This window comes from Gordonia sp. 852002-51296_SCH5728562-b, assembly GCF_001665475.1.
Lineage (GTDB): Bacteria > Actinomycetota > Actinomycetes > Mycobacteriales > Mycobacteriaceae > Gordonia > Gordonia sputi.
In genome coordinates, this window is sequence record NZ_LZMI01000043.1 from 32,571 (window position 1) to 54,233 (window position 21,663).

Genomic DNA, 21,663 nt, shown 5'->3' on the forward strand with positions numbered 1-21,663 from the left:
GTCGGTGCCGCGTACTAGCCTGGAATCCGTGGCAGACCCGACTACCTACCGTCCCGCACCGGGGACGATTCCGACCGACCCCGGGGTCTACCGTTTCCGCGATGCACATGGCCGCGTCATCTACGTCGGCAAGGCCAAGAACCTCCGCTCGCGTCTGACGTCGTACTTCGTCGACGTCGCGTCGCTGCATCCACGTACGCGCCGGATGGTCACCACCGCGGCGTCGGTCGAATGGACGGTCGTCGGCACCGAGGTCGAGGCGCTTCAGCTCGAGTACAACTGGATCAAGGAATTCGATCCTCGGTTCAATGTCCGCTATCGCGACGACAAGACCTACCCGATGCTCGCGGTCACCATGAACGAGGAGTATCCGCGGCTGTTCGTCTACCGGGGTCCACGTAAGAAGGGCGTCCGGTACTTCGGTCCCTACTCCCACGCCTGGGCGATCCGCGAGACCGTCGACCTCCTCACCCGCGTCTTCCCGGCCAGAACCTGCTCGGCAGGCGTGTTCAAACGCCACCGCCAGATCGATCGTCCGTGTCTGCTCGGCTACATCGACAAGTGCGCTGCACCGTGCATCGGTCGTGTGAGTGCCGACGAGCACCGTGCAATCGTCAACGACTTCTGCGACTTCCTCGCCGGACGTACCGACCAGATGATTCGACGCCTCGAACGCGAGATGAACACGGCGGCAGAGCAACTCGACTTCGAACGTGCGGCACGGCTGCGCGACGACGTCGGTGCGATGCGACGCGCGATGGAGAAACAAGCCGTTGTGCTCGGTGACGGCACCGACGCCGACGTCGTCGCGATGGTCGGCGACGACCTCGAGGTCTCCGTGCAGATCTTTCACGTCCGCGACGGTCGTGTGCGCGGGCAGCGAGGGTGGGTCGTCGAGAAACCCGACGACGAGTCACCCGCCGAGCAGGTCGCGCAGTTCCTCACACAGTTCTACGGTCGGCAGGACGATCTCGACGGCAGCGAGGCGATCCCGCGAGAAGTACTGGTCCCGGAGCTGCCACCAGACGAGGAGCAACTCACCGCGTGGCTGTCGGGGTTGCGCGGGTCGAAGGTCAGTCTGCGCGTGCCGCAGCGTGGCGACAAGCGCGCACTCTTCGAGACCGTCGAGCGCAATGCGGGCGAGGCGCTCGCCCAGCACAAGCTCAGGCGCGCAGGCGATCTCACCACCAGGTCGGCCGCGCTGACCGAACTACAGGAAGCGCTCGGACTCGACCAGGCACCCTTGCGCATCGAATGCGTCGACATCTCGCACGTCCAGGGAACCGATGTCGTCGCATCGCTCGTCGTGTTCGAGGACGGACTGCCCCGCAAGTCCGACTACCGGCACTACTCGATTCGGCAGGCGGCAGGCGACGGACACTCCGACGACGTGGCATCCATCGCGGAGGTGACCCGCAGGCGGTTTCTGCGGCACCGCGCCGACCAGGACGCCGCCGCGGCGGCCGCGGTGCAGGTGACATCCGGCGAGATCTCCGCGCGTGCGGTCGATTCCGCGCCACCGCCGCCGAAGAAGTTCGCGTATCCGCCCAACTTGTACGTCGTCGACGGCGGCGCGCCTCAGGTCCACGCGGCGGCAGCCGTTCTCGACGAACTCGGCGTCAACGACGTCTCCGTCATCGGCCTCGCCAAGCGTCTCGAAGAGGTGTGGGTGCCCGGCGACGACGACCCGGTCATCCTGCCGCGCAACAGCGAGGCGCTGTTCCTGCTGCAACGCGTACGCGACGAAGCTCACCGGTTCGCGATCACCTTCCACCGCAGCAAGCGCAGCAAACGAATGACCGAATCGGTACTCGACGGCGTCGCCGGTCTCGGGCGCGCACGCCGCACCGCCCTGGTCACCCACTTCGGTTCGGTTGCCCGACTGCGCGAGGCGTCGATCGACGAGATCGCACAGGTTCCCGGCATCGGTGAGGCGACGGCGCGCGCTGTCCACGACGCGCTGGAACCCGTCAACGCGGGCGCTCCGGCCCAGAGTGGTGTTTCAGATCAGAACGGTGTGTCAGATCAGAACGGTGTCCCAAGTGTTCCAACCCAGACGGGAGCAGAGAGTGGCTGAGATCGCCGACGACGATCAACTCGTCGTGCTGTTTGTGGCAGGCATGTCGGGTGCGGGCCGATCGACCGTCGCCAACATCCTGGAGGACGACGGTTGGTACGTCGCCGACAACGTCCCCGCCCCGTTGCTCTCGACGCTGGTCGAGACCGTGCGCGAGTCCGACCCGCCGGTCACCCGGCTGGCGGTGGTGCTGCGGGCTTCCGATCCGTCGATCGGTGCGCAGTTGGAGTCCCTGCGCACCGAACTCGAACTCGCGGGGATCGCCACCAAGGTGTTGTTTCTCGATGCGACCGATTCCGTCCTGGTTCGCAGATTCGAGCAGGTTCGTCGTCGACATCCGTTGCAGGGCAAGGAAACTCTCGTCGAAGGTATCGCTCGCGAGCGTGTCATCCTCGCCCCGATCAAGAACTCCGCCGACCTTGTCGTCGAGACGTCGTCGTTGACGGTGTCGAAGCTGCGTGAGCTCGTCGAAGAGGTTTATCCGCACGACGGCGAGCCACGACTGTCCGTCGCGGTGCAGTCGTTCGGGTTCAAGTACGGGTTGCCCATCGACTCCGACATGGTGGCCGACGTCCGATTCCTGCCCAACCCCTACTGGGTGTCGGAACTGCGCGAGAAGAACGGACGCGACGCACCGGTTCGCGACTACGTGCTCGGGCACGACGAAGCGGGGCATTTCCTCGATCTCTACACCGACCTTGTCGGTGTCGTCGGAAAGGGCTATCTACGCGAGGGTAAGCGCTACATGACGATCAGCGTCGGCTGCACCGGCGGCAAGCATCGCAGTGTCGCGATCGCCGAGGAACTCGCGTCGCGGTTGAAAGCTGCGGGAGACGACGCCGGTTCGACGCGATACGACGTGCGTGTGATGCACCGCGATCTGGGGCGCGAATGAGCAGCCCGGACCGCATCGTCGCGCTCGGTGGAGGCCACGGCCTGTACGCGACGTTGACGGCGATGAGGTACCTCAGCCCGAACGTCACGGCGGTGGTGACGGTTGCCGACGACGGTGGTTCGTCCGGCAGGCTCCGAAGCGAACTCGACATCATCCCTCCCGGCGATCTGCGGATGGCGATGGTCGCGCTGATGAGCGCACCCGCCGCGCTCGACGATCGAGGCGACAACCCCGAACCGGGCGCGATGGAACGCTCGCGTCACGAACTGTGGGCACGCACGCTGCAGCATCGTTTTGGTGGATACGGCGCACTCGCAGGGCATCCCGTCGGCAACCTGCTCCTCGCGGGCCTGTCCGGGGTTCTCGGCGACCCGGTCGCGGCCCTCGATGAATTGGGCAGACTTTTCGACGTCGACGGCCGGGTGCTTCCGATGTCGACCGGGCCGTTGGAGATCGAAGCGGATGTGTCCGGTCTCGAATCCGATCCACGGATCAGTCGGGTCATCCGGGGACAGGTCGCGGTCGCGACGACGCCGGGCAAGGTGCGTCGCGTGCGTCTGCTGCCGCCCGACCCGCCTGCCTGTGACGATGCTCTCGACGCCATCGCCGCTGCCGACCTCGTCGTACTGGGACCCGGCTCGTGGTTCTCGAGCGTCATCCCACACGTGCTCGTGCCCGCGCAGCGAAAGGCGTTGCGGCAGAGCGCAGCCCGCAAGATGCTGTTCGTCAATCTGGCGCCCGAACCAGGGGAGACGCCGGGCTTCTCGGTCGAGCGTCACCTCCATGTCCTGCACGCGCACGACGACACGTTGTCGATCGACGACGTCGTCGTCGACTCGGCATCTGTACCGTCGGGTGCCGAGCGTGATCACCTGGTGCGGGCGGCGAAGAATTTCGGCGCACAACTGCGCGTCGGGGATCTGGCCGTCCCCGGTCAGCATGTGCACGACCCCGTCAAGGTTGCGTCGCTGGTGAAGCAACTGTGCGAAGGTGAAGGCACCGACTAGGCTGGGTCCATTGTCTGAGGCGCGGACGTTGCGAGACTCGGGTGTCTGAAGTATCGCCCGAGCGAGGGGTGTGGGAACCAGGTGACAGGAGGCAAGGGACCGGTGGCAATGACCGCGGCCGTGAAGGACGAGTTGAGCCGGCTCACGGTGACACAGGTGAGTTGCCGCAAGGCCGAGGTGTCTGCGCTGTTGAGGTTCGCAGGGGGCCTGCACATCGTCGCGGGTCGCGTGGTGGTCGAGGCCGAAGTCGACATGGGCAATGTTGCGCGCCGCCTTAGGCGCGACATCCACGACCTCTACGGCTATGCCTCAGAAGTCCACGTGCTCCGTAGCGGGGGCATCCGCAAGAGCGCTCGCTACATCGTGCGGGTCACCAAGGACGGCGAGGGACTCGCGCGTCAGACCGGCCTTCTCGACCTGCGTGGCCGCCCGGTCCGCGGACTGCCCGCGCAGGTGGTCGGTGGCAGCGTCGCCGACGCCGAAGCCGCTTGGCGCGGAGCATTTCTCGCGCACGGATCACTCACCGAACCCGGTCGTTCGTCGGCCCTCGAGGTCAGTTGTCCCGGGCCGGAAGCGGCCCTCGCGCTCGTCGGCGCCGCGCGTCGGCTCGGTGTGTCGGCCAAGGCTCGCGAGGTGCGCGGTGCCGACCGCGTGGTGATCCGCGACGGCGAGGCCATCGGTGCGCTGCTCACCCGCATGGGCGCACATGACACGCGATTGGTGTGGGAGGAACGACGGATGCGACGCGAGGTGCGCGCGACCGCGAACCGCCTCGCGAACTTCGACGACGCCAACCTGCGACGGTCCGCGCGTGCCGCCGTCGCCGCGGCCGCTCGTGTCGAACGGGCATTGGAGATCCTCGGCGACGAAGTCCCCGATCACCTCATCGCGGCAGGGCAACTGCGTGTCACGCACAGGCAGGCGTCGCTGGAGGAGCTCGGTCAACTCGCCGATCCGCCGATGACCAAGGACGCCGTTGCGGGACGGATCCGACGCCTGTTGTCGATGGCCGACAAGAAGGCTCGCACCGAGGGGATTCCCGATACCGAGTCGGCGGTCACGTCGGATCTTCTCGACGACGCCTGACGCTAGCGACCCTAATGGGTGCCGGAGGTGTTCGAGACCACTAGGCTGGACGGTGACTGGGTTCGCGGAGGCGCTTTGGCTCCGCCCCATGACCCGGGCCGTGAGGCCCGAGACCGATGAAACCGCTTAAGGAGCACACAGTGACTGTTCGGGTAGGCGTCAACGGATTCGGCCGAATCGGCCGCAATTTCTTCCGTGCCGTTGAGGCACAAAAGAAGCTGGGCCAGACCGACATCGAGATCGTCGCGGTCAACGACCTGGCCGACAACAAGTCCCTCGCACACCTGCTGAAGTTCGACTCCGTCGGCGGCATCCTCGACGAGGACGTGTCGCTCGAGGGTGAGGACACCATCGTCGTCGGCAACCAGAAGATCAAGGCGCTCGAGGTCCGCGAGGGTCCGGCAGCGCTTCCGTGGGGCGATCTCGGCGTCGACGTCGTCGTCGAATCGACGGGCATCTTCACCAACGCGGAGAAGGCGAAGGGACACCTCGAAGCCGGCGCGAAGAAGGTCGTCATCTCGGCACCCGCGACCGGTGAGGACATCACCATCGTCATGGGCGTCAACGACGACAAGTACGACGGCAGCCAGAACATCATCTCCAACGCGTCGTGCACCACCAACTGCCTCGGCCCGTTCGCGAAGGTGATCAACGACGAGTTCGGCATCATCAAGGGCCTGATGACCACGGTCCACGCCTACACCGCAGACCAGAACCTGCAGGACGGTCCGCACAAGGACCTGCGTCGCGCACGCGCGGCGGCGATCAACATCGTGCCGACCTCGACCGGTGCCGCCAAGGCCATCGGACTCGTGCTCCCCGAGTTGAAGGGCAAGCTCGACGGCTTCGCGCTGCGTGTGCCGATCCCGACCGGCTCGATCACCGACCTCACCGTCGAACTCGAGAAGGGCGTGTCGGTCGACGAGATCAACGCCGCGATGAAGGCTGCCGCCGACGGACCGCTCAAGGGCATCCTGCGTTACTACGACGCACCGATCGTCTCCTCGGACATCGTGGGCGACCCGCACTCGTCGATCTTCGACGCGGGCCTGACCAAGGTCATCGAGGGCAACCTCGCCAAGGTCAGCTCCTGGTACGACAACGAGTGGGGCTACTCCAACCGCCTCGTCGACCTCTCCGATCTGGTGGGTAAGTCGCTGTAATGAGTGTGAAGACTCTGAAAGACCTTCTGGCCGAAGGCGTTTCAGGGCGCGCGGTGCTGGTCCGGTCGGATTTCAACGTTCCGCTCGACGGAACGAAGATCACCGATCCGGGCCGCATCATCGCGTCGCTGCCGACGCTCAACGCACTGATCGACGCGGGCGCCAAGGTTGTCATCGCCGCCCACCTCGGTCGTCCCAAGGGCGAACCGGACCCGAAGTACTCGTTGGCGCCGGTCGCAGAGCGCCTCGGTGAAGAACTCGGACGCAACGTCCAGCTCGCCGCCGACGTCGTCGGACCCGATGCGCTCGCGCGCGCCGAGGGATTGACCGACGGCGACGTGCTGCTGCTCGAGAATGTTCGATTCGATGCCCGCGAGACGTCGAAGGTCAATGCCGAGCGCGAGTCGATGGCCGCCCAGCTCGCCGAGCTCGTGGGCGACGACGGCGCGTTCGTCTCCGATGGTTTCGGTGTGGTCCACCGCAAGCAGGCGTCGGTGTACGACGTCGCCAAGCTGCTGCCGCACTACGCGGGTCAGCTCGTCGAGCGTGAGGTCGACGTGTTGACGACGCTGACGACCGATCCGGCGCGGCCCTATGCCGTCGTGCTCGGTGGCTCGAAGGTGTCGGACAAGCTCGGCGTGATCGAATCGCTGGCCCCCAAGGTCGACACCCTGGTCATCGGCGGCGGTATGGCGTTCACTTTCCTTGCCGCGCAAGGACATTCGGTCGGTAAGTCGCTGCTGCAGGAAGATCAGATCGACGTCTGCAAAGACCTGCTCGACCGGTTCGCCGACGTCATCCACCTTCCGGTCGACGTCGTCGTCGGCGACAAGTTCGCCGCCGATGCCGAGTCCGACACCGTCTCGGTCGAGGACATCCCCGACGAGTGGATGGGCCTCGACATCGGGCCTGAGTCGGTCAACCGCTTCGCCGCGGTGCTGACCGGGGCCAAGACCATCTTCTGGAACGGCCCGATGGGCGTGTTCGAGTTCCCGAAGTTCGCCGCGGGCACCAAGGGTGTGGCCGAGGCGATCATCACCGCGACCAACAACGGCGCGTTCAGCGTCGTCGGCGGTGGCGACTCGGCTGCTGCCGTGCGCACGCTCGGGCTGCCGGAAGAGGGCTTCTCGCACATCTCGACGGGTGGCGGCGCGTCGTTGGAGTTCCTCGAAGGCAAGGAGCTTCCGGGTCTGAAGGTGCTGGAGGACTGATGGCTGCTCGTAAACCGCTCATCGCGGGCAACTGGAAGATGAATCTCAACCATCTCGAGGCGATCGCCCTGGTGCAGAAGATCGCGTTCGCGCTGCCGGCGAAGTACTTCGAGAAGGTCGACGTGACGGTGATCCCACCGTTCACCGACATCCGCAGCGTGCAGACCGTCGTCGACGGCGACAAGTTGCTGCTCACCTACGGTGCGCAGGATCTGTCTGAGCACGATTCGGGTGCCTACACCGGCGAGATCAGCGGAGCGTTCCTCGCGAAGCTCGGCTGCACCTTCGTCATCGTCGGGCACTCCGAGCGTCGGACCCTGCACGGTGAGACCGACGAGGTGGTGTTGGCCAAGACCAAGGCGGCGCTGCGTCACGGGCTGACCCCCATCGTGTGCATCGGCGAGCACCTCGACGTCCGTGAGGCCGGAAACCAGGTCTCGCACAACGTCGAACAGCTCAAGGCGTCGTTGGCAGGTCTCTCGGCCGAGGAGATCGGCAAGGTCGTCGTCGCCTACGAACCGGTCTGGGCGATCGGCACCGGCCGTGTTGCCAGTGCGCAGGACGCCCAAGAGGTGTGTGGCGCGGTTCGCGGTGCGCTTGCGGAACTGGCCGACGAGGCCACCGCGGCGACGGTCCGTGTGCTCTACGGCGGCTCCGTCAACGCCAAGAATGTCGGCGACCTCGGGGCACAGCCCGACGTCGACGGCGCACTTGTCGGCGGTGCATCGCTGAAGGCCGACGATTTCGCAACGCTCTCGGCCATCGCGGCAGGTGGTCCACTGCCCTGAGGGGTGGTGCCCACACGCCGTGGGTCGCTCGCGGGGTCATAGCTCCCGACGCGTAGACTGTGGCAGGTTGGTTTCGTCATGCGCGCTCATGTGTGCAACGAGGCCAACCTGCCCTCTGCCGTACACGACGAAACAGGAATGCTCACCGGATGAAGCTCGCGCTCGAAATCGGTCTGATCGTGACCAGTGTTCTGCTGGTCGTCCTCGTGCTGCTGCATCGCGGCAAGGGCGGTGGCCTGTCCTCGCTGTTCGGCGGCGGCGTGCAGTCGAGTCTGTCGGGTTCGAGCGTTGTCGAGCGCAATCTCGACCGGTTGACGGTCTTCGTCGGCCTGGTGTGGTTCATCCTCATCATCGGCGTCGAACTCGACATCAAGTACTCCTGACCAAGATCACGTACTTCTGACACTTTCAGCACGGGGGCCGCGCACAGTGCGCGGCCCCCGTGCTGTGTCTGCCCAAGTTGTGCTGTCGGCCCCTTCTTGTGCTGTGTCTGGTCTGTCGTGTTCGGTTCGCGTCGAGATGCCCCGTTCGCTGAATACCTGAATACTTGAGGACATGACCTCAACCGATCCGTCCCACGGTGCCCCGGCCTGGCGTCCATCGACGTCCATCGATGATCTGATCTCCGTTGACGACGAGGGGCGAGCCCTCACCGAACCGTTGCGTGAGGACATCCGGTTGCTCGGCGGCCTACTCGGCGATGCGATCAGAGAGCACGCGGGTGACGAGGTCTTCGATCTGGTCGAAGCTGCGCGCGTCGCTGCTTTCCGAATCCGACGTGCGGAGATCGACCGCGACGAGCTCGCCGACATGTTCACCGATCTCGACATCGACACCGCGATGCCGGTCATCCGTGCATTCGGCAACTTCGCGCTGTTGGCGAATCTCGCCGAGGACATCCACCGCGAGCGTCGTCGTGCCATTCACGTGCGCGCGGGCGATCCTCCGCAGGACAGCAGCCTCGCCGCCACCTACGCGAAGCTCGCGGCCGCCGACCTGTCCGACGCCCAGGTGGGAGCGGCGCTCGCCGACGCGACGGTCGTCCCGGTGATCACCGCCCATCCGACCGAGACCCGACGCCGCACGGTCTTCGACGCGCAGAACCGCATCACCGAGCTCATGCGCTTTCGCGGACGCACCAACCTCACCTCCGACGAGGACGCCGAGGTCATCGAGGCGATCGAGCGCCAGATCCTGACACTGTGGCAGACGGCACTCATCCGTCTCGAACGTCTCACCATCCAGGACGAGATCCGGTCCGGCCTCCGCTACTACGACGCCTCGTTCTTCGACGTCGTACCGAAGATCAACACGTCGGTGCGGTCGACACTGCAGGCGGCGTACCCCGACGCCGGCCTGTCCGACGAGCCGATCCTGCGGATGGGTTCGTGGATCGGCGGCGACCGTGACGGCAACCCGTATGTGACCGGCGATGTGGTCGCGTTGGCGACGTCCCTCGCGGCGCGCACCGCGATCGGACACCACCTGTCCGAACTTCGGCTGCTCCGTCAGGAGCTGAGCATGTCGGCGCGGTTGATCGAAACCAGCGGGCGGCTCGTCCAACTCGCGGGTGTCGACGCAGACGACCCGGCGACCGACGAGCCATTCCGGTTGGCACTCAAGCACATTCGTGCGCGACTCGTCGCGACGGCTGAAGCGTTGTTCGGCCCGGACGTGCTGCAGAAGGAGGATCTCGACCTCATCGACGGCAAGCCGCCGTATGCCGATTCGGCCGAACTCCTCGCCGATCTCGACGTCGTCGACGAAGCGCTCCGCGAGAATCGTGATGAGGCCATCGCCGACGATCGGCTGCTGCGCCTGCGTGAGGGCGTCCGGACGTTCGGATTCAATCTGTCGGGTCTGGACATGCGGCAGAACTCCGACATGCACGAAGAGGTCATCGCCGAGCTGCTGGCGTGGGCGGGCGCCACACCCGACTACTTGTCGTTGTCCGAGGAGGATCGCGTTGCGGTGCTGTCGGCGGAGCTGCAGGCCCGCCGTCCGCTCACCAGGCCCGATTCGGACCTCTCGGAGCTCGCACGCAAGGAACTCGACATCGTTCGCGCTGCTGCCGCCGCCGTCGCGGCATTCGGCCCGCAGTCCGTACCGAACTACGTCATCTCCATGTGTACGTCGGTCAGCGACATGTTGGAGCCGATGATCCTCCTCAAAGAAGCAGGCCTCATCGACATCGACGACGACGGCAAGCTGGTCTCGACGGTGCGGATCGTCCCGCTGTTCGAGACGATCGAAGATCTCCAGCAGGGCGCCGAAACGCTGCTCGCTGCGCTCGATTTGCCGTTCTACCGCGATCTCGTCGATTCGCAGGCCGGGATGCAGGAGGTCATGCTCGGATACTCGGATTCGAACAAGGACGGCGGGTACATGGCCGCCAACTGGGCGCTCTATCGCGGTGAGCTCGACCTCGTCGAGGCGGCCAAGAAGGCGGGTATCCGCCTGCGTCTGTTCCACGGTCGCGGTGGCACGGTCGGTCGCGGTGGCGGCCCGAGCTACGACGCGATCCTGGCCCAACCGCCGGGGGCGGTGCAGGGTTCGCTGCGTATCACCGAGCAGGGCGAGATCATCGCGGCCAAGTACGCGGAACCCGTTGTCGCCGAACGCAATCTGGAAACGCTACTCGCGGCAACCATCGAGTCGTCGTTGCTCGACGTCGAGGGTCTCGGTGATGAATCGGAACAGGCGTACCAGAATATGGACGAGGTAGCGGCCCTTGCCCGTGCCGCGTACTCGAAGCTCGTGCACGAGACGTCCGGGTTCGTCGAGTACTTCACCACGTCGACACCGCTGTCGGAAATCGGCGCACTCAACATCGGCAGCAGGCCCGCGTCGCGCAAGCAGACCGAGAAGATCTCGGACCTGCGCGCCATTCCGTGGGTGCTGTCGTGGACGCAGTCCCGTGTGATGCTGCCGGGGTGGTACGGCACCGGCACGGCCTTCGAGCAGTGGGTCGGCGACGACCCGCAGCGACTCGAGACCCTCCATCGGTACTACGAGAAGTGGCCGTTCTTCCGCACGGTGATGTCGAACATGGCGCAGGTGCTCGCCAAGTCGGACATGGGTCTCGCGCACCGGTACGCCCAGCTCGTTCCGGATGAAGCGTTGCGCGACAAGGTATTCGGGATGATCGTCGACGAGCACGAGCGCACCCTCGCGATGTACGCGAAGATCACCGGCACCGATGATCTTCTCGCCGACAACGCCGCACTGAAGCGTTCGGTGTACAACCGATTCCCGTATCTCGAGCCGTTGAATCTGCTGCAGGTGGAACTGCTGCGGCGGTTCCGTGCAGGCGACGACAGCCCGCGGGTCCGACGTGGCATCCAGCTCACGATGAACGGTCTGGCGACGGCGCTGCGTAACAGCGGCTAGCGCGGCCGACGGCAGCCGCCGCCGACCGGGGAACTATACCGAGAGTTTTCCGGCGGCGGCGTCGTCGAGGAACCACACGGTCTCCGACGTTCCGTGCGCACCCGCACACGGCCAGTCGTCGCGCGACGCCCCCGAATGTGCGGCGGCCACAGCGTCGGCCTTGTCGGCGCCGGACACCAGGAACCACACCGCCGACGACCGATTCAGCGCGGGGAAGGTCAACGTGATCCGACGCGGCGGTGGCTTCGGCGAGTTCTCGACCGGAACAACTGTCCGCACGTTCTCTGCGGTCGCGTCGGTGTGGGGGAAGAGCGAGTTGATGTGACCTTCGCCGCCCATCCCGAGTAGGTGCAGATCGAACGCTGGGGAGATGCCGTTATCCGCGTTGGCCGCGAGGACGGCCGCGTAATCCTGTGCGGCAGCCTCGATGTCGTCGCCGAACGGTCCGTCCGACGCCGCCACCGGATGCACTCGGGCCGGGTCGACCGGCACATGCGCGAGAAGGGCCTCGGTGGCCTGTCCGACGTTGCGTTCGGGGTCGTCGTTCGGAACGAAACGTTCGTCACCCCAGTAGAAGTCGATCCGCGACCAGTCCAGCGGGCTCGTGTCGACCTCGCCTCCCGGTGCCAGAGCGCGCAGAATGCCGATCCCGTTGCTTCCTCCGGTCAGCACCACCGACGCGACGCCACGCTCCTTCTGCGCACGTGACACTATGTCGACGAATCGTGCTGCCGCCGTGGTGGTCAGCATGTCGCGGTCGTCGAACACGAGGGTTTCCGTCGTCATACCGGCGCTCCCTGTGCCTGTAGCTCCACCGCGCCGCGCAGGGCGAGTTCGTACATGTCATCGGTGTCGAGTCGGCGTAATTCCTCTGCCAGGCAGATCGGCAGGTCGCGGTGCATCATCGCCACACGGCCGTCGGGTTTGCCCGGGGCACTCAGTACGGCGTTGCCGTTCTGGTCGATCGACATGACCGTGGTGCCCTCGTCACGGTGAAGACGTACCTCGAAGCTGCCGATGTACCGCCGTGTCGGAACGCCGAGCGTCGAAAGAAGCCATCCCGCAAGCAGATCGACGCTCGGGGAGGTCGCGGGTCCGGTCACCTCCGCAGCAGTGATGGGGGTGTGCGGAGGCCGCTCGACAGCCGACGCGAGCAGGGCTCGCCACCCGGTGATCTGCGTCCACGCGAGGTCGGTGTCGCCGGGAGCGTACGTGGCCAACCTGCGTTCGAGGACCGTCTCCGGGTTCGCCGACTTCGTCGCGTCGAGAATCCGCCGACGCCCGATCTTGCCCATCGTGTCCTTGGCGGGATCCTCGGGCGCGGCACCGGGCCACCACGTCACGATGGGGGTATCGGGCAGCAGGAACGGCGTCACGACGCTGCGTGGATGATTCGCCAGCTCACCGTGAAGCGTCAGGAGCACGACCTCCGACGCACCCGCATCACCACCGACACGGATCTCCGCGTCGAGTCGTGACTGTTCGCCGCGCGGATCGCACGAGATCACGATCACCCGGCTCGGGTGTTCGCTACTGGCACCGATGGCCGCTTCAATGGCCGCCTCGGTCGGTTCGCCGTGTTCGGCGACGACCACCAGGGTCAGCACGCGTCCGAGGCTGATGGCGCCTCCGGACTCGCGGACCATGACGATCTTCTTGGCGACCTCGTTGGTCGTCGTGTCGGGCAGGGTGACGATCATCAGTGCCTCCTCGGCGCGGGCGGGGGATGCGGCAAAAACCGGACGATCGGGCTCGGCCGGGTCAGGGTCGACGCCACGTTCGTCCGGTGCGGGCCATCATTTCGTCGGCGGAGTCGGGTCCCCAGGTGCCCGACTCGTAGGTGTCGGGACGCCCGGACTGCGCCCAGTGGTCGAGGACGGGATCGAGGATCTTCCACGACAATTCGACCTCGTCGTTGACCGGGAACAGCGACGGCTCACCGAGCAGCACGTCGAGGATCAGCCGCTCGTAGGCCTCGGGAGATGCTTCGGTGAACGCCGTGCGGTAACTGAAGTCCATGTTGACGTCGCGGACCTCCATGCTCGACGCGGGCACCTTCGACCCGAACCGCAGTCTGATGCCCTCGTCCGGCTGCACTCTGATCACGAGTGCGTTCTGCGACAGCTCCTCGGTCATCGTCTTGTCGAACGGAAGGTGCGGTGCACGCTTGAAGACCAGTGCAATCTCGGTCACCCTGCGGCCCAAGCGTTTTCCCGTGCGCAGGTAGAAGGGCACGCCCGCCCAGCGTCGTGAATCCACCTCGAGCGCGATCGCCGCGTAGGTCTCGGTGATGGAGTCGGCGCTGAACCCTTCCTCCTCCAGGAGTCCCGGGACCTTCTGGCTGCCCTGCCAGCCCGGCCCGTACTGGCCGCGCGCAGTGTTCTCGTCGAGAGGCAGGATGTTGCTCGTCGCCGAGAGCACCTTGATCTTCTCGGCCTGTAATTGCTTGGGCTCGAACGAGATCGGCTCCTCCATCGCGACCAGTGCCATGAGTTGGAGCAAATGGTTCTGGATCACATCGCGCGCGGCACCGATGCCGTCGTAATAGCCGGCACGTCCGCCGAGGCCGATGTCCTCGGCCATGGTGATCTGGACGTGGTCGACGTAGTGCGAACTCCACAGCGGATCGAACAGTTGGTTCGCGAAGCGCAGCGCGAGAATGTTCTGCACCGTCTCCTTGCCGAGGTAGTGGTCGATGCGGAACACCGACGACTCCGGGAACACGGCATTGACGATGGCATTGAGTTCCTTGGCCGACTGCAGATCGTGCCCGAAGGGTTTCTCGATCACCACGCGACGCCAGTTGTCGCCTTCCTCGGCGGCCAGCCCACTGCGTTCGAGTTGCTCGCAGACCGTGGGGAACGCGTTGGGCGGAATCGAGAGATAGAAGGCGTGATTACCGTCCGTGCCGCGCTCCTTGTCGAGCCGCAGGAGCGTCTCGTGCAGGCGGTCGAATGCTGCATCGTCGTCGAAGGAACCCTGGACGAACCGAAATCCCTCCGACAAACGTTCCCAGACCTCCTCGCGGAAGCCTGTCCTTGCGTGCTCGCGAACGGCGTCGTGGACGACTTTCGCGAAATCCTCGTCGTCCCAATCCCGTCGGGCGAAACCGACGAGCGCGAACCACGGCGGCAACAACCCCCGATTGGCGAGGTCGTACACCGCCGGCATCAACTTCTTGCGTGCGAGATCTCCGGTGACGCCGAAGATGACGAGGCTGCACGGGCCTGCGATACGAGGGAGACGTTTGTCACGTGGGTCGCGCAGCGGGTTCTTCCATCCCGCGGTGTCTGCCACCTACGTCAGCTCTTCTTCGCAGCGGAGAGCTGCTCCTCGGTTGCGCCGAGGAGGTCGGTCCACGCGTCGACGAACTTGGTCACGCCCTCGTCCTCGAGCACCTTGAACACGTCCGAGAAGTCGACGCCGACAGCCGAAATGGCGTCGAAGACCTCACGCGACTCCTTGGCGCGACCCACGATCGACTTGGTGTCGACCCAGCCGTGGTCGGCAAACGCGTCCATCGTCTTTCTCGGCATGGTGTTGACCGTGTTGGGAGCGACGAGTTCGCTGACATAGAGCGTGTCGGCGTAGTCGGGGTTCTTGGTACCGGTCGATGCCCAGAGTGCGCGTTGCGGCAACGCGCCCTGCTCTCGCAGAGCGGGGAAGCGGGAATCGATCTCGAACACCTGCTGGTAGGCGTGGTAGGCGATCCGCGCGTTGGCCAGCGCTGCCGAACCCTTGAGCTGCACGGCCTGTGGCGTGCCGATGGCGTCGAGACGCTTGTCCACCTCGGTGTCGACGCGAGAGACGAAGAACGACGCCACGGAGTGGATCTTCGAGATGTCGTGTCCTGCGGCGAGCGCGGCGTCGAGCCCGTTCAGGTAGGCGTCCATGACCTCCTGGTAGCGCTCCACCGAGAAGATCAGGGTGACGTTGACGCTGATGCCCTCGGCGAGGGTGCGGCTGATCGCAGGCAGGCCTTCTTTCGTTGCCGGGATCTTGATCAGCGTGTTGGGACGGTCGACGATCTTCCACAGCTCCACCGCTTGAGCCGCGGTCTTCTGGGTGTCGTGCGCCAGGCGCGGGTCGACCTCGATCGACACCCGACCGTCGAGGCCGTTGGTGCGGTCGAAGACCGGCCGCAGGACGTCGCATGCGTTACGGACGTCGTCGGTCGTCAGTGTGCGCACCGCGCTGTCGACGTCGGTGTCGCGCGCGGCCAGCTCGTTGATCTGGTCGTCATAGGCAGTGCCCTTGGACAGAGCGGCCTGGAAGATCGACGGGTTGGTCGTCACGCCCACCACGGATTTGGTGTCGACGAGTTCTTGGAGCTGCCCCGAGCTGATCAGGTCTCGGGACAGGTCGTCCAGCCACACCGAAACCCCGGCTGCGGACAATTCTGCGAGCTTCTCGTTCTGTGTCACGGTTCTCTCCTCCAACATCACGCTCCTTGTGGGAGCGCCTCTAGTGGGTTGCCTCGGTTGGGATCTCGATGTTGAGTTGTGGATTCAATCGGCGATCAGCCCGCCACAGCGCGAAGCGAGGCCGCGACGACCGCCTCCGCGGTGATACCGAACTTCTCGTACAGCACCTTGTAGTCGGCGGACGCTCCGTAATGCTCGAGCGACACGATCTGATCGCCGTTGCCCACCCAGCGGTACCACGGCATCGCGATACCCGCCTCGACCGACACCCGCGGCACTGCCGGAGGCAGTACCGAGTCGCGGTAGCCCTGTGGCTGTTCGTCGAACCACTCCATGCTCGGCATGGACACCACGCGGGCCGCGATTCCCTTCTCGGCCAAAGTCTTCTGTGCCTCGACGGCCAACTGCACCTCGGAGCCAGTTCCGATGATGACGACCTGCGGATCGTCGTCGGAGTCGCTGAGCACGTACGCTCCGGCGGCGACCCCCTCGGCCGACGTCCCCTCGAGGACCGGAACGTTCTGACGTGTCAGGATCAGGCCGACGGGATGATTGCGGCGCGTCATCAGGTGGGCCCACGCCGCAGCGGTCTCGTTGGCATCGGCGGGACGCACGACATCGAGATGGGGGATAGCGCGCAGTGCGGCGAGATGCTCGACCGGTTGGTGGGTGGGGCCGTCCTCGCCGAGACCGATGGAGTCGTGTGTCCACACGTAAATCGGATCGATCTCCATGAGCGAGGCCAGTCGCACCGACGGACGCATGTAGTCGGCGAACTGCAGGAACGTACCGCCATACGCTCGCGTCGGGCCGTGCAGCACGATGCCGGAGAGAATTGCGCCCATCGCATGCTCGCGGATACCGAAGTGCAGCGTGCGGCCGTACGGGTTGGCTGACCACTTCTTGGTCGAGATCGCGGTGGGACCGAACGAGGCCGCCCCGTCGATCGTGGTGTTGTTCGAACCCGCGAGGTCGGCCGAACCGCCCCACAGCTCCGGGAGGATCCCGCCGAGCGCCGAGAGAACCTTTCCCGACGCCGCGCGGGTCGCGAGGTCCTTGTCGCCGGGAGCCCAGGTCGGCAGGACATCGCGCCATCCGTCGGGCAGCTCGTGAGCCTGGAGTCGGTCGAAGAGCTTCTTGTTGTCGGGGTTCGAGCTCGCCCAGGCGTCGAACGCCTTCGTCCACGTCTCCTTGGCCTCGACACCCCGCTCGACGAGTTTGCGGGTGTGGCCGATGACCTCTTCGGAGACGTCGAAGGTCTTGTCCGGATCGAAGCCGAGAGCTTCCTTCGTCTTGGCGACCTCGTCGGCGCCGAGCGCCGAGCCGTGTACGGCGCCGGTGTTCATCTTGTCCGGCGCCGGGTAACCGATGATCGTCCGCAGGCAGATGAGCGACGGCTTGTCGGTGACCTTCTTGGCCGCCTCGATCGCGGCCTCGATGGCGACGACGTCCTCGCCGCTCTCGACGGTCTGTACATGCCAGCCGTACGCCTCGTAGCGCAGTGGGGTGTTCTCACCGAGTGCGATGGTGGTGTCGTCCTCGATCGAGATCTGGTTCTGGTCGTAGAACACGATCAGATTGCCCAGCTCCTGCGTACCGGCGAGCGATGATGCCTCGGACGTCACTCCCTCTTCGATGTCGCCGTCGGAGGCGATCACATAGATGAAGTGGTCGAACGGGCTGGCACCGGGAGCGGCGTCGGGATCGAACAGACCGCGCTCATAGCGCGAAGCCATGCTCATGCCGACCGCAGACCCCAGACCCTGTCCGAGAGGGCCGGTGGTGATCTCGACGCCCTTGGTGTGCCGGAACTCCGGGTGCCCCGGGGTGAGTGAATCCCACGTGCGCAGGGCCTCGAGGTCGGAGAGTTCGAGACCGAACCCGCCGAGATAGAGCTGGATGTAGAGAGTCAGACTCGAGTGGCCGCACGAGAGGACGAAGCGGTCGCGGCCGACCCACGTGGTGTCGACGGGATCGTGGCGCATGACTCGCTGGAACAACGTGTACGCGAGCGGCGCCAAACTCATCGCGGTACCGGGGTGTCCGTTGCCGACCTTCTGCACGGCGTCGGCGGCGAGTACTCGGGCGGTGTTGACCGCGCGTGTGTCCACGTCGGACCAGTCGTCTGGGTAAGCCGCCGTGGTGCGTTCGCGGATCTCGTCGGTGTCAGCCACGTGTGCCGTCTCCTGTACGTGTTGGTGTGCCTGCGTGATACGTGTCGTGCTGGGTCGTCAGCCGTCGAGCGCGCGTACTCATGCGCGATCTGTCTGCGCGCTGCCGCAGGGCCGTCCGGCCCACGATGTTCAGAGTAATCCGCCTACGCCACTCTGTGGTGGGGTGGCTCGTAACGATCTGTGGGCAACCCCCGTCGTCGCAGGTTGATCGCTGCGCGGAGCCTCAATTCTTCGATCGAATACCCCAGCGTCTACCATGCTGAGTAGTAGTCGGAAATGCCCGCGAGCCGAATCGTCGGTGGGGCAGGGGAGTTGACGTGAGGATCGGTGAGCGTGTGAGCGGAGATGGTTCCGCCACTTCTCGCAGCACGTCCGAGGTGGATTCTGACCGGCAGGTCACCGAATCGATCACAACCGCCGACACACGTGTCGTGGCCCGCATACGCGGACTGGTGATGGCCTACGTCGCTCTGACCAAGCCGCGCGTCATCGAATTATTGCTGGTGGCAACGATCCCGGTGATGCTGCAGGCGGATCGAGGCCACGTCGACCTCGCCATCATCGCCTTCACGCTTCTCGGCGGCTGGTTGGGCGCGGCGAGTGCCAACACGCTCAACATGGTCGTCGACGCCGACATCGACAAGAAGATGCGGCGTACCGCCAAGCGTCCGCTCGCCCGGCACGCGGTCACGAGGACCAACGCGCTGATCTTCGGTCTGATGTTGTGGGTCGCGTCGTTCGCGGTTCTGTGGTGGGCCGCCAATCTGCTCAGCGCGCTGCTGGTGTCGGCGACGATCGTCTTCTACGTCGGCGTCTACACGATGATCCTCAAGCGCCGCACCTGGCAGAACGTGGTGTGGGGCGGCGCAGCGGGCTGCATGCCGACGCTCGTCGGATGGGCCGCCGTGACCGGCTCCCTGAGCTGGCAGCCGATCGTGATGTTCGGCGTGATCTTCTTCTGGACGCCGCCGCACACCTGGGCGCTTGCCATGCGGTATCGCGAGGACTACAAGGCTGCCGGCGTGCCGATGCTGCCGGTGATCGCGACGGAGGAGCGGGTCACCCGTCAGATCCTCGTCTACACATGGCTGACCGTCATCTGCTCGTTCCTGCTGATCGGTGCCGCGAGCTGGATCTACGCGGCTGTCGCGGTGCTGGCCGGGGTGTGGTTCCTCAACCGTGTGCACAAGCTCTACCGTGACACCCGACGCGGCGTCGAGGTGACCCCCCTGAAGGTGTTCCTGCAGTCGAACGAGTATCTCGCCGCTCTGTTCTGCGGACTCGCAATCGACGCGGTGGTCAACCTACCCACCATCGCCAGCTACTTCTGAGGCCGCCGGGCCACTAACCGCGCTCAGGGGATGAGTGCCGTCGCTCCCGTGGTCGTCCGGTTCTCCAGGTCGGCTTGTGCGGTCGACGCGTCTGCGAGCCTGTACTGCTGACCGACGCGCGCGTCCAGACCGTCGAGAACAGCGTCGAAATACTCTGCCGAACGCCAGCGCAACTCGTCGGTGTCGGCGATGAAATGGCCGAGCGTCGGACGTGTCACCGACAGTGAGCCTGCCGGATTGAGCCGCTGGATGTCGAACGGTGGCACCGGTCCGCTCGCGGCACCGAACACGACGACGATGCCGCGGACGGCCGTCGAGGCGAGTGATTGTTCGAAGGTGTCGGCGCCGACTCCGTCGTAGACGACTGGGACACCGTTGCCATCGGTGAGATCGCGCACCTGCGCAACCAGGTCGTCGCCGTACCTCAACACGTGCGCTGCGCCCGCGGACCGGGACAGCTCTTCCTTCTCGTCTGTCGAGACGGTGGTGATCACCGTGATGCCGCGCCGCGCGGCCAGCTGCGTAAGGATCAGTCCGACGCCGCCGGCGCCCGCGTGGAGCAGGATGGTGTCACCCGAAGCCGGGTGTGCGCTGCCGTCGAGCAGGTAGTGCGCGGTCAGGCCGCGTAGCATCGTCGCGCCGGCCACGACGTCGGGGACGCCGTCGGGAACCGGGATGGCGCGGTCGGCGCGGACCGCGACGAGTTCGGCATAGGAGCCGGGCGCATCGACCCAGGCGATTCGTTGTCCCTGCTCGAGGTCGGTGACCTCACTGCCGACTGCGACGATCTCGCCCGTGCCCTCGGTGCCGGGCACATACGGCGGCGTCGACGGATACATGCCGCGCCGCAGGTAAGTGTCGATGAAGTTCACGCCGATCGCCGAGGTCCGGGCGATCACCTCGTCCGGGGCGGGGATCGGATCGTCGACCGTTCCGTAGTTGAGCATCTCGGGGCCGCCGTGATGGGTCACCTGAATCGCGCGCATGCCTCGTTTGTACACGGTGCCCACCGCGCCGCTACGCAGTGGCGGTTGATGCTGCGCGATGGTCGGTTTCTATCCGTCGGCCTCGCTGCTCGCATTCCGGGTCTCCACGACCGGCGGGTCGACCGACCACGGGAAGTTGATCCACTTGTCGGTGGTGCGCCAGCAGTAGTCGGGAGTCGTGATCGTGTGGGGTTTCTGGTAGATCACGGCATTGCGGACCTCGGCCACGCGGCCCTGCTGCTCGCAGAAATCGTCGACGAGCTTGAGTGTCTTGCCCGTGTCTGCGACGTCGTCGATGACGAGGACACGTTGATCGTGCAACCCGCTGCTCTCCAGCAGCGAGGGCAGCATCACCGGTTCGGACAGCGTCTCGCCGATGCCGGTGTAGAACTCGACATTCAGCGACAGCATGAGTTTGCAGTCGAGGGCGTAGGCCATTGCTCCCGCCGGGATGAGACCGCCGCGGGCGATCCCGATGATGATGTCGGGAACGTATTTGTCATCGGCGACCATCTGCGCCAGTTCCCGGCAGGCAATACCGTTCAGTTCCCAGGTGAGGATTTCGCGCTCCTGCGCGGGAGGTTCCATACCCGTCAACTCTGCCAAGTCTGTGGCCCCCGCACATCTCGAACCGTGACTGTCGGTTCGCGGTGCCGGTCAGAGCGACGTCGATCCGCTCGCTCCTGTCGCTACGCCGCGGCGGGTCCGCGGGGCGTGGGTCGGTATGATCTACAGACCATGAGCGACGAGCAGACGACCGAGACCACCGACACCGCTCCGCGTGCGAAGGCGCCCGCCGGGGTCGTCGAATCGATCAAGAAATTCGTGGCCTCAGAGGGCGGCGCGGCGACAGCTGTGCTGCAGCCGGTCGGTGCAGCAGGCGTGCGCATCACTCTCGTCGGTGACTCCAACGGCTACCTCGGCGACCGCGTCGTCGACGACGTCGCGACCGCGCATGCCGTCGTCGACGCCGTGCCCGGCCTCGAAATCGGGGAGTGGGATCGGGAACTGACGTCGAAGGCGACCGTGTCGCCCGAGCACTATCGCAAGATGGCCGGCTGGGTTGCCCATTCCGAGCATTTCCCCAAGGCGCGCAACAGCGCGATCATCTGACGGTTCGGCGGGGCGGTC

18 protein-coding genes are annotated in these 21,663 nt (G+C 65.6%); 11 read left to right on the forward strand and 7 right to left on the reverse strand.

Features of this window, described 5'->3' with window-relative positions:
• The first annotated feature begins 28 nt into the window (after positions 1 to 28).
• From uvrC to ppc, 9 genes are all read left to right on the forward strand, one after another.
• Entirely contained in the window at positions 29 to 2,077 is a 2,049-nt protein-coding gene (gene uvrC / locus A5766_RS08010) for an excinuclease ABC subunit UvrC (protein ID WP_064864401.1), read from the forward strand.
• Positions 2,070 to 2,972, forward strand: a complete 903-nt coding sequence (gene rapZ / locus A5766_RS08015; RefSeq protein WP_064864403.1) for an RNase adapter RapZ — start codon at positions 2,070 to 2,072, stop codon at positions 2,970 to 2,972. Before uvrC ends, rapZ begins: the two co-directional genes overlap by 8 nt.
• The gene (locus tag A5766_RS08020) at positions 2,969 to 3,979 is read left to right on the forward strand and encodes a gluconeogenesis factor YvcK family protein (protein WP_064870779.1); all 1,011 of its coding nucleotides are present in this window, start codon (positions 2,969 to 2,971) and stop codon (positions 3,977 to 3,979) included. The genes rapZ and A5766_RS08020 overlap by 4 nt, the downstream gene beginning before the upstream one ends.
• A gap of 108 nt (positions 3,980 to 4,087) precedes the next feature.
• Positions 4,088 to 5,065, forward strand: coding sequence for a DNA-binding protein WhiA (gene whiA / locus A5766_RS08025; protein ID WP_039854557.1), 978 nt, complete (start codon positions 4,088 to 4,090; stop codon positions 5,063 to 5,065).
• Between the two features lie 140 nt (positions 5,066 to 5,205).
• On the forward strand, positions 5,206 to 6,228 hold the full coding sequence (gap, locus tag A5766_RS08030; RefSeq protein WP_005202735.1) for a type I glyceraldehyde-3-phosphate dehydrogenase: 1,023 nt from the start codon (positions 5,206 to 5,208) through the stop codon (positions 6,226 to 6,228).
• Positions 6,228 to 7,439, forward strand: coding sequence for a phosphoglycerate kinase (locus tag A5766_RS08035; RefSeq protein WP_005202736.1), 1,212 nt, complete (start codon positions 6,228 to 6,230; stop codon positions 7,437 to 7,439). The genes gap and A5766_RS08035 overlap by 1 nt, the downstream gene beginning before the upstream one ends.
• Complete coding sequence (tpiA, locus tag A5766_RS08040) at positions 7,439 to 8,227, forward strand: triose-phosphate isomerase (RefSeq protein WP_005202739.1); 789 nt, start codon at positions 7,439 to 7,441, stop codon at positions 8,225 to 8,227. Before A5766_RS08035 ends, tpiA begins: the two co-directional genes overlap by 1 nt.
• Positions 8,228 to 8,376: 149 nt before the next feature.
• Positions 8,377 to 8,610 carry a preprotein translocase subunit SecG gene (gene secG / locus A5766_RS08045; RefSeq protein WP_005202741.1) on the forward strand — a complete coding sequence of 78 codons (234 nt, stop codon included), beginning with the start codon at positions 8,377 to 8,379 and terminating at the stop codon, positions 8,608 to 8,610.
• Positions 8,611 to 8,782: 172 nt separating this feature from the next.
• Complete coding sequence (gene ppc / locus A5766_RS08050; protein WP_005202743.1) at positions 8,783 to 11,617, forward strand: phosphoenolpyruvate carboxylase; 2,835 nt, start codon at positions 8,783 to 8,785, stop codon at positions 11,615 to 11,617.
• 33 nt (positions 11,618 to 11,650) lie between these two features.
• Here the strand turns inward: ppc and pgl are convergent, their stop codons facing one another.
• The 5 genes from pgl to tkt all read right to left on the reverse strand — a co-directional run bounded on the left by pgl (position 11,651) and on the right by tkt (position 18,215).
• Positions 11,651 to 12,403 (reverse strand): 6-phosphogluconolactonase, encoded by a 753-nt coding sequence (gene pgl / locus A5766_RS08055; RefSeq protein WP_005202746.1) that lies wholly within the window; start codon positions 12,401 to 12,403, stop codon positions 11,651 to 11,653.
• On the reverse strand, positions 12,400 to 13,317 hold the full coding sequence (locus A5766_RS08060) for a glucose-6-phosphate dehydrogenase assembly protein OpcA (protein WP_005202747.1): 918 nt from the start codon (positions 13,315 to 13,317) through the stop codon (positions 12,400 to 12,402). Before A5766_RS08060 ends, pgl begins: the two co-directional genes overlap by 4 nt.
• Before the next feature lie 61 nt (positions 13,318 to 13,378).
• A complete protein-coding gene (gene zwf, locus A5766_RS08065) occupies positions 13,379 to 14,914 on the reverse strand; it encodes a glucose-6-phosphate dehydrogenase (RefSeq protein ID WP_005202749.1) in 1,536 nt (511 codons plus the stop codon).
• A gap of 5 nt (positions 14,915 to 14,919) precedes the next feature.
• Complete coding sequence (gene tal, locus A5766_RS08070) at positions 14,920 to 16,041, reverse strand: transaldolase (RefSeq protein WP_064904230.1); 1,122 nt, start codon at positions 16,039 to 16,041, stop codon at positions 14,920 to 14,922.
• A gap of 95 nt (positions 16,042 to 16,136) precedes the next feature.
• Positions 16,137 to 18,215, reverse strand: a complete 2,079-nt coding sequence (tkt, locus tag A5766_RS08075) for a transketolase (RefSeq protein ID WP_064904202.1) — start codon at positions 18,213 to 18,215, stop codon at positions 16,137 to 16,139.
• Between the two features lie 407 nt (positions 18,216 to 18,622).
• Between tkt and A5766_RS08080 the strand changes: the two genes are divergently transcribed.
• Positions 18,623 to 19,546, forward strand: coding sequence for a heme o synthase (locus A5766_RS08080; RefSeq protein WP_411349263.1), 924 nt, complete (start codon positions 18,623 to 18,625; stop codon positions 19,544 to 19,546).
• Positions 19,547 to 19,569: 23 nt separating this feature from the next.
• Here the strand turns inward: A5766_RS08080 and A5766_RS08085 are convergent, their stop codons facing one another.
• Together A5766_RS08085 and A5766_RS08090 are read right to left on the reverse strand one after the other, a co-directional pair.
• Entirely contained in the window at positions 19,570 to 20,532 is a 963-nt protein-coding gene (locus tag A5766_RS08085; RefSeq protein WP_064904204.1) for a quinone oxidoreductase family protein, read from the reverse strand.
• A gap of 69 nt (positions 20,533 to 20,601) precedes the next feature.
• Entirely contained in the window at positions 20,602 to 21,120 is a 519-nt protein-coding gene (locus A5766_RS08090; protein ID WP_064904207.1) for a phosphoribosyltransferase, read from the reverse strand.
• A 150-nt stretch (positions 21,121 to 21,270) separates the two neighbouring features.
• On the opposite strand from A5766_RS08090, the gene A5766_RS08095 reads away from it, so the two are divergent.
• Complete coding sequence (locus A5766_RS08095) at positions 21,271 to 21,645, forward strand: hypothetical protein (protein ID WP_064904209.1); 375 nt, start codon at positions 21,271 to 21,273, stop codon at positions 21,643 to 21,645.
• Positions 21,646 to 21,663: the final 18 nt, after the last annotated feature.

Coding starts and splice junctions, on each gene's coding strand:
- A5766_RS08020 (WP_064870779.1), top strand. CDS start 2,969: ATGAGCAGCCCGGACCGCATCGTCGCGCTCGGTGGAGGCCACGGCCTG.
- whiA (WP_039854557.1), top strand. CDS start 4,088: ATGACCGCGGCCGTGAAGGACGAGTTGAGCCGGCTCACGGTGACACAG.
- A5766_RS08035 (WP_005202736.1), top strand. CDS start 6,228: ATGAGTGTGAAGACTCTGAAAGACCTTCTGGCCGAAGGCGTTTCAGGG.
- tpiA (WP_005202739.1), top strand. CDS start 7,439: ATGGCTGCTCGTAAACCGCTCATCGCGGGCAACTGGAAGATGAATCTC.
- secG (WP_005202741.1), top strand. CDS start 8,377: ATGAAGCTCGCGCTCGAAATCGGTCTGATCGTGACCAGTGTTCTGCTG.
- ppc (WP_005202743.1), top strand. CDS start 8,783: ATGACCTCAACCGATCCGTCCCACGGTGCCCCGGCCTGGCGTCCATCG.
- pgl (WP_005202746.1), bottom strand. CDS start 12,403: ATGACGACGGAAACCCTCGTGTTCGACGACCGCGACATGCTGACCACC.
- A5766_RS08060 (WP_005202747.1), bottom strand. CDS start 13,317: ATGATCGTCACCCTGCCCGACACGACGACCAACGAGGTCGCCAAGAAG.
- A5766_RS08085 (WP_064904204.1), bottom strand. CDS start 20,532: ATGCGCGCGATTCAGGTGACCCATCACGGCGGCCCCGAGATGCTCAAC.
- A5766_RS08090 (WP_064904207.1), bottom strand. CDS start 21,120: ATGGAACCTCCCGCGCAGGAGCGCGAAATCCTCACCTGGGAACTGAAC.
- A5766_RS08095 (WP_064904209.1), top strand. CDS start 21,271: ATGAGCGACGAGCAGACGACCGAGACCACCGACACCGCTCCGCGTGCG.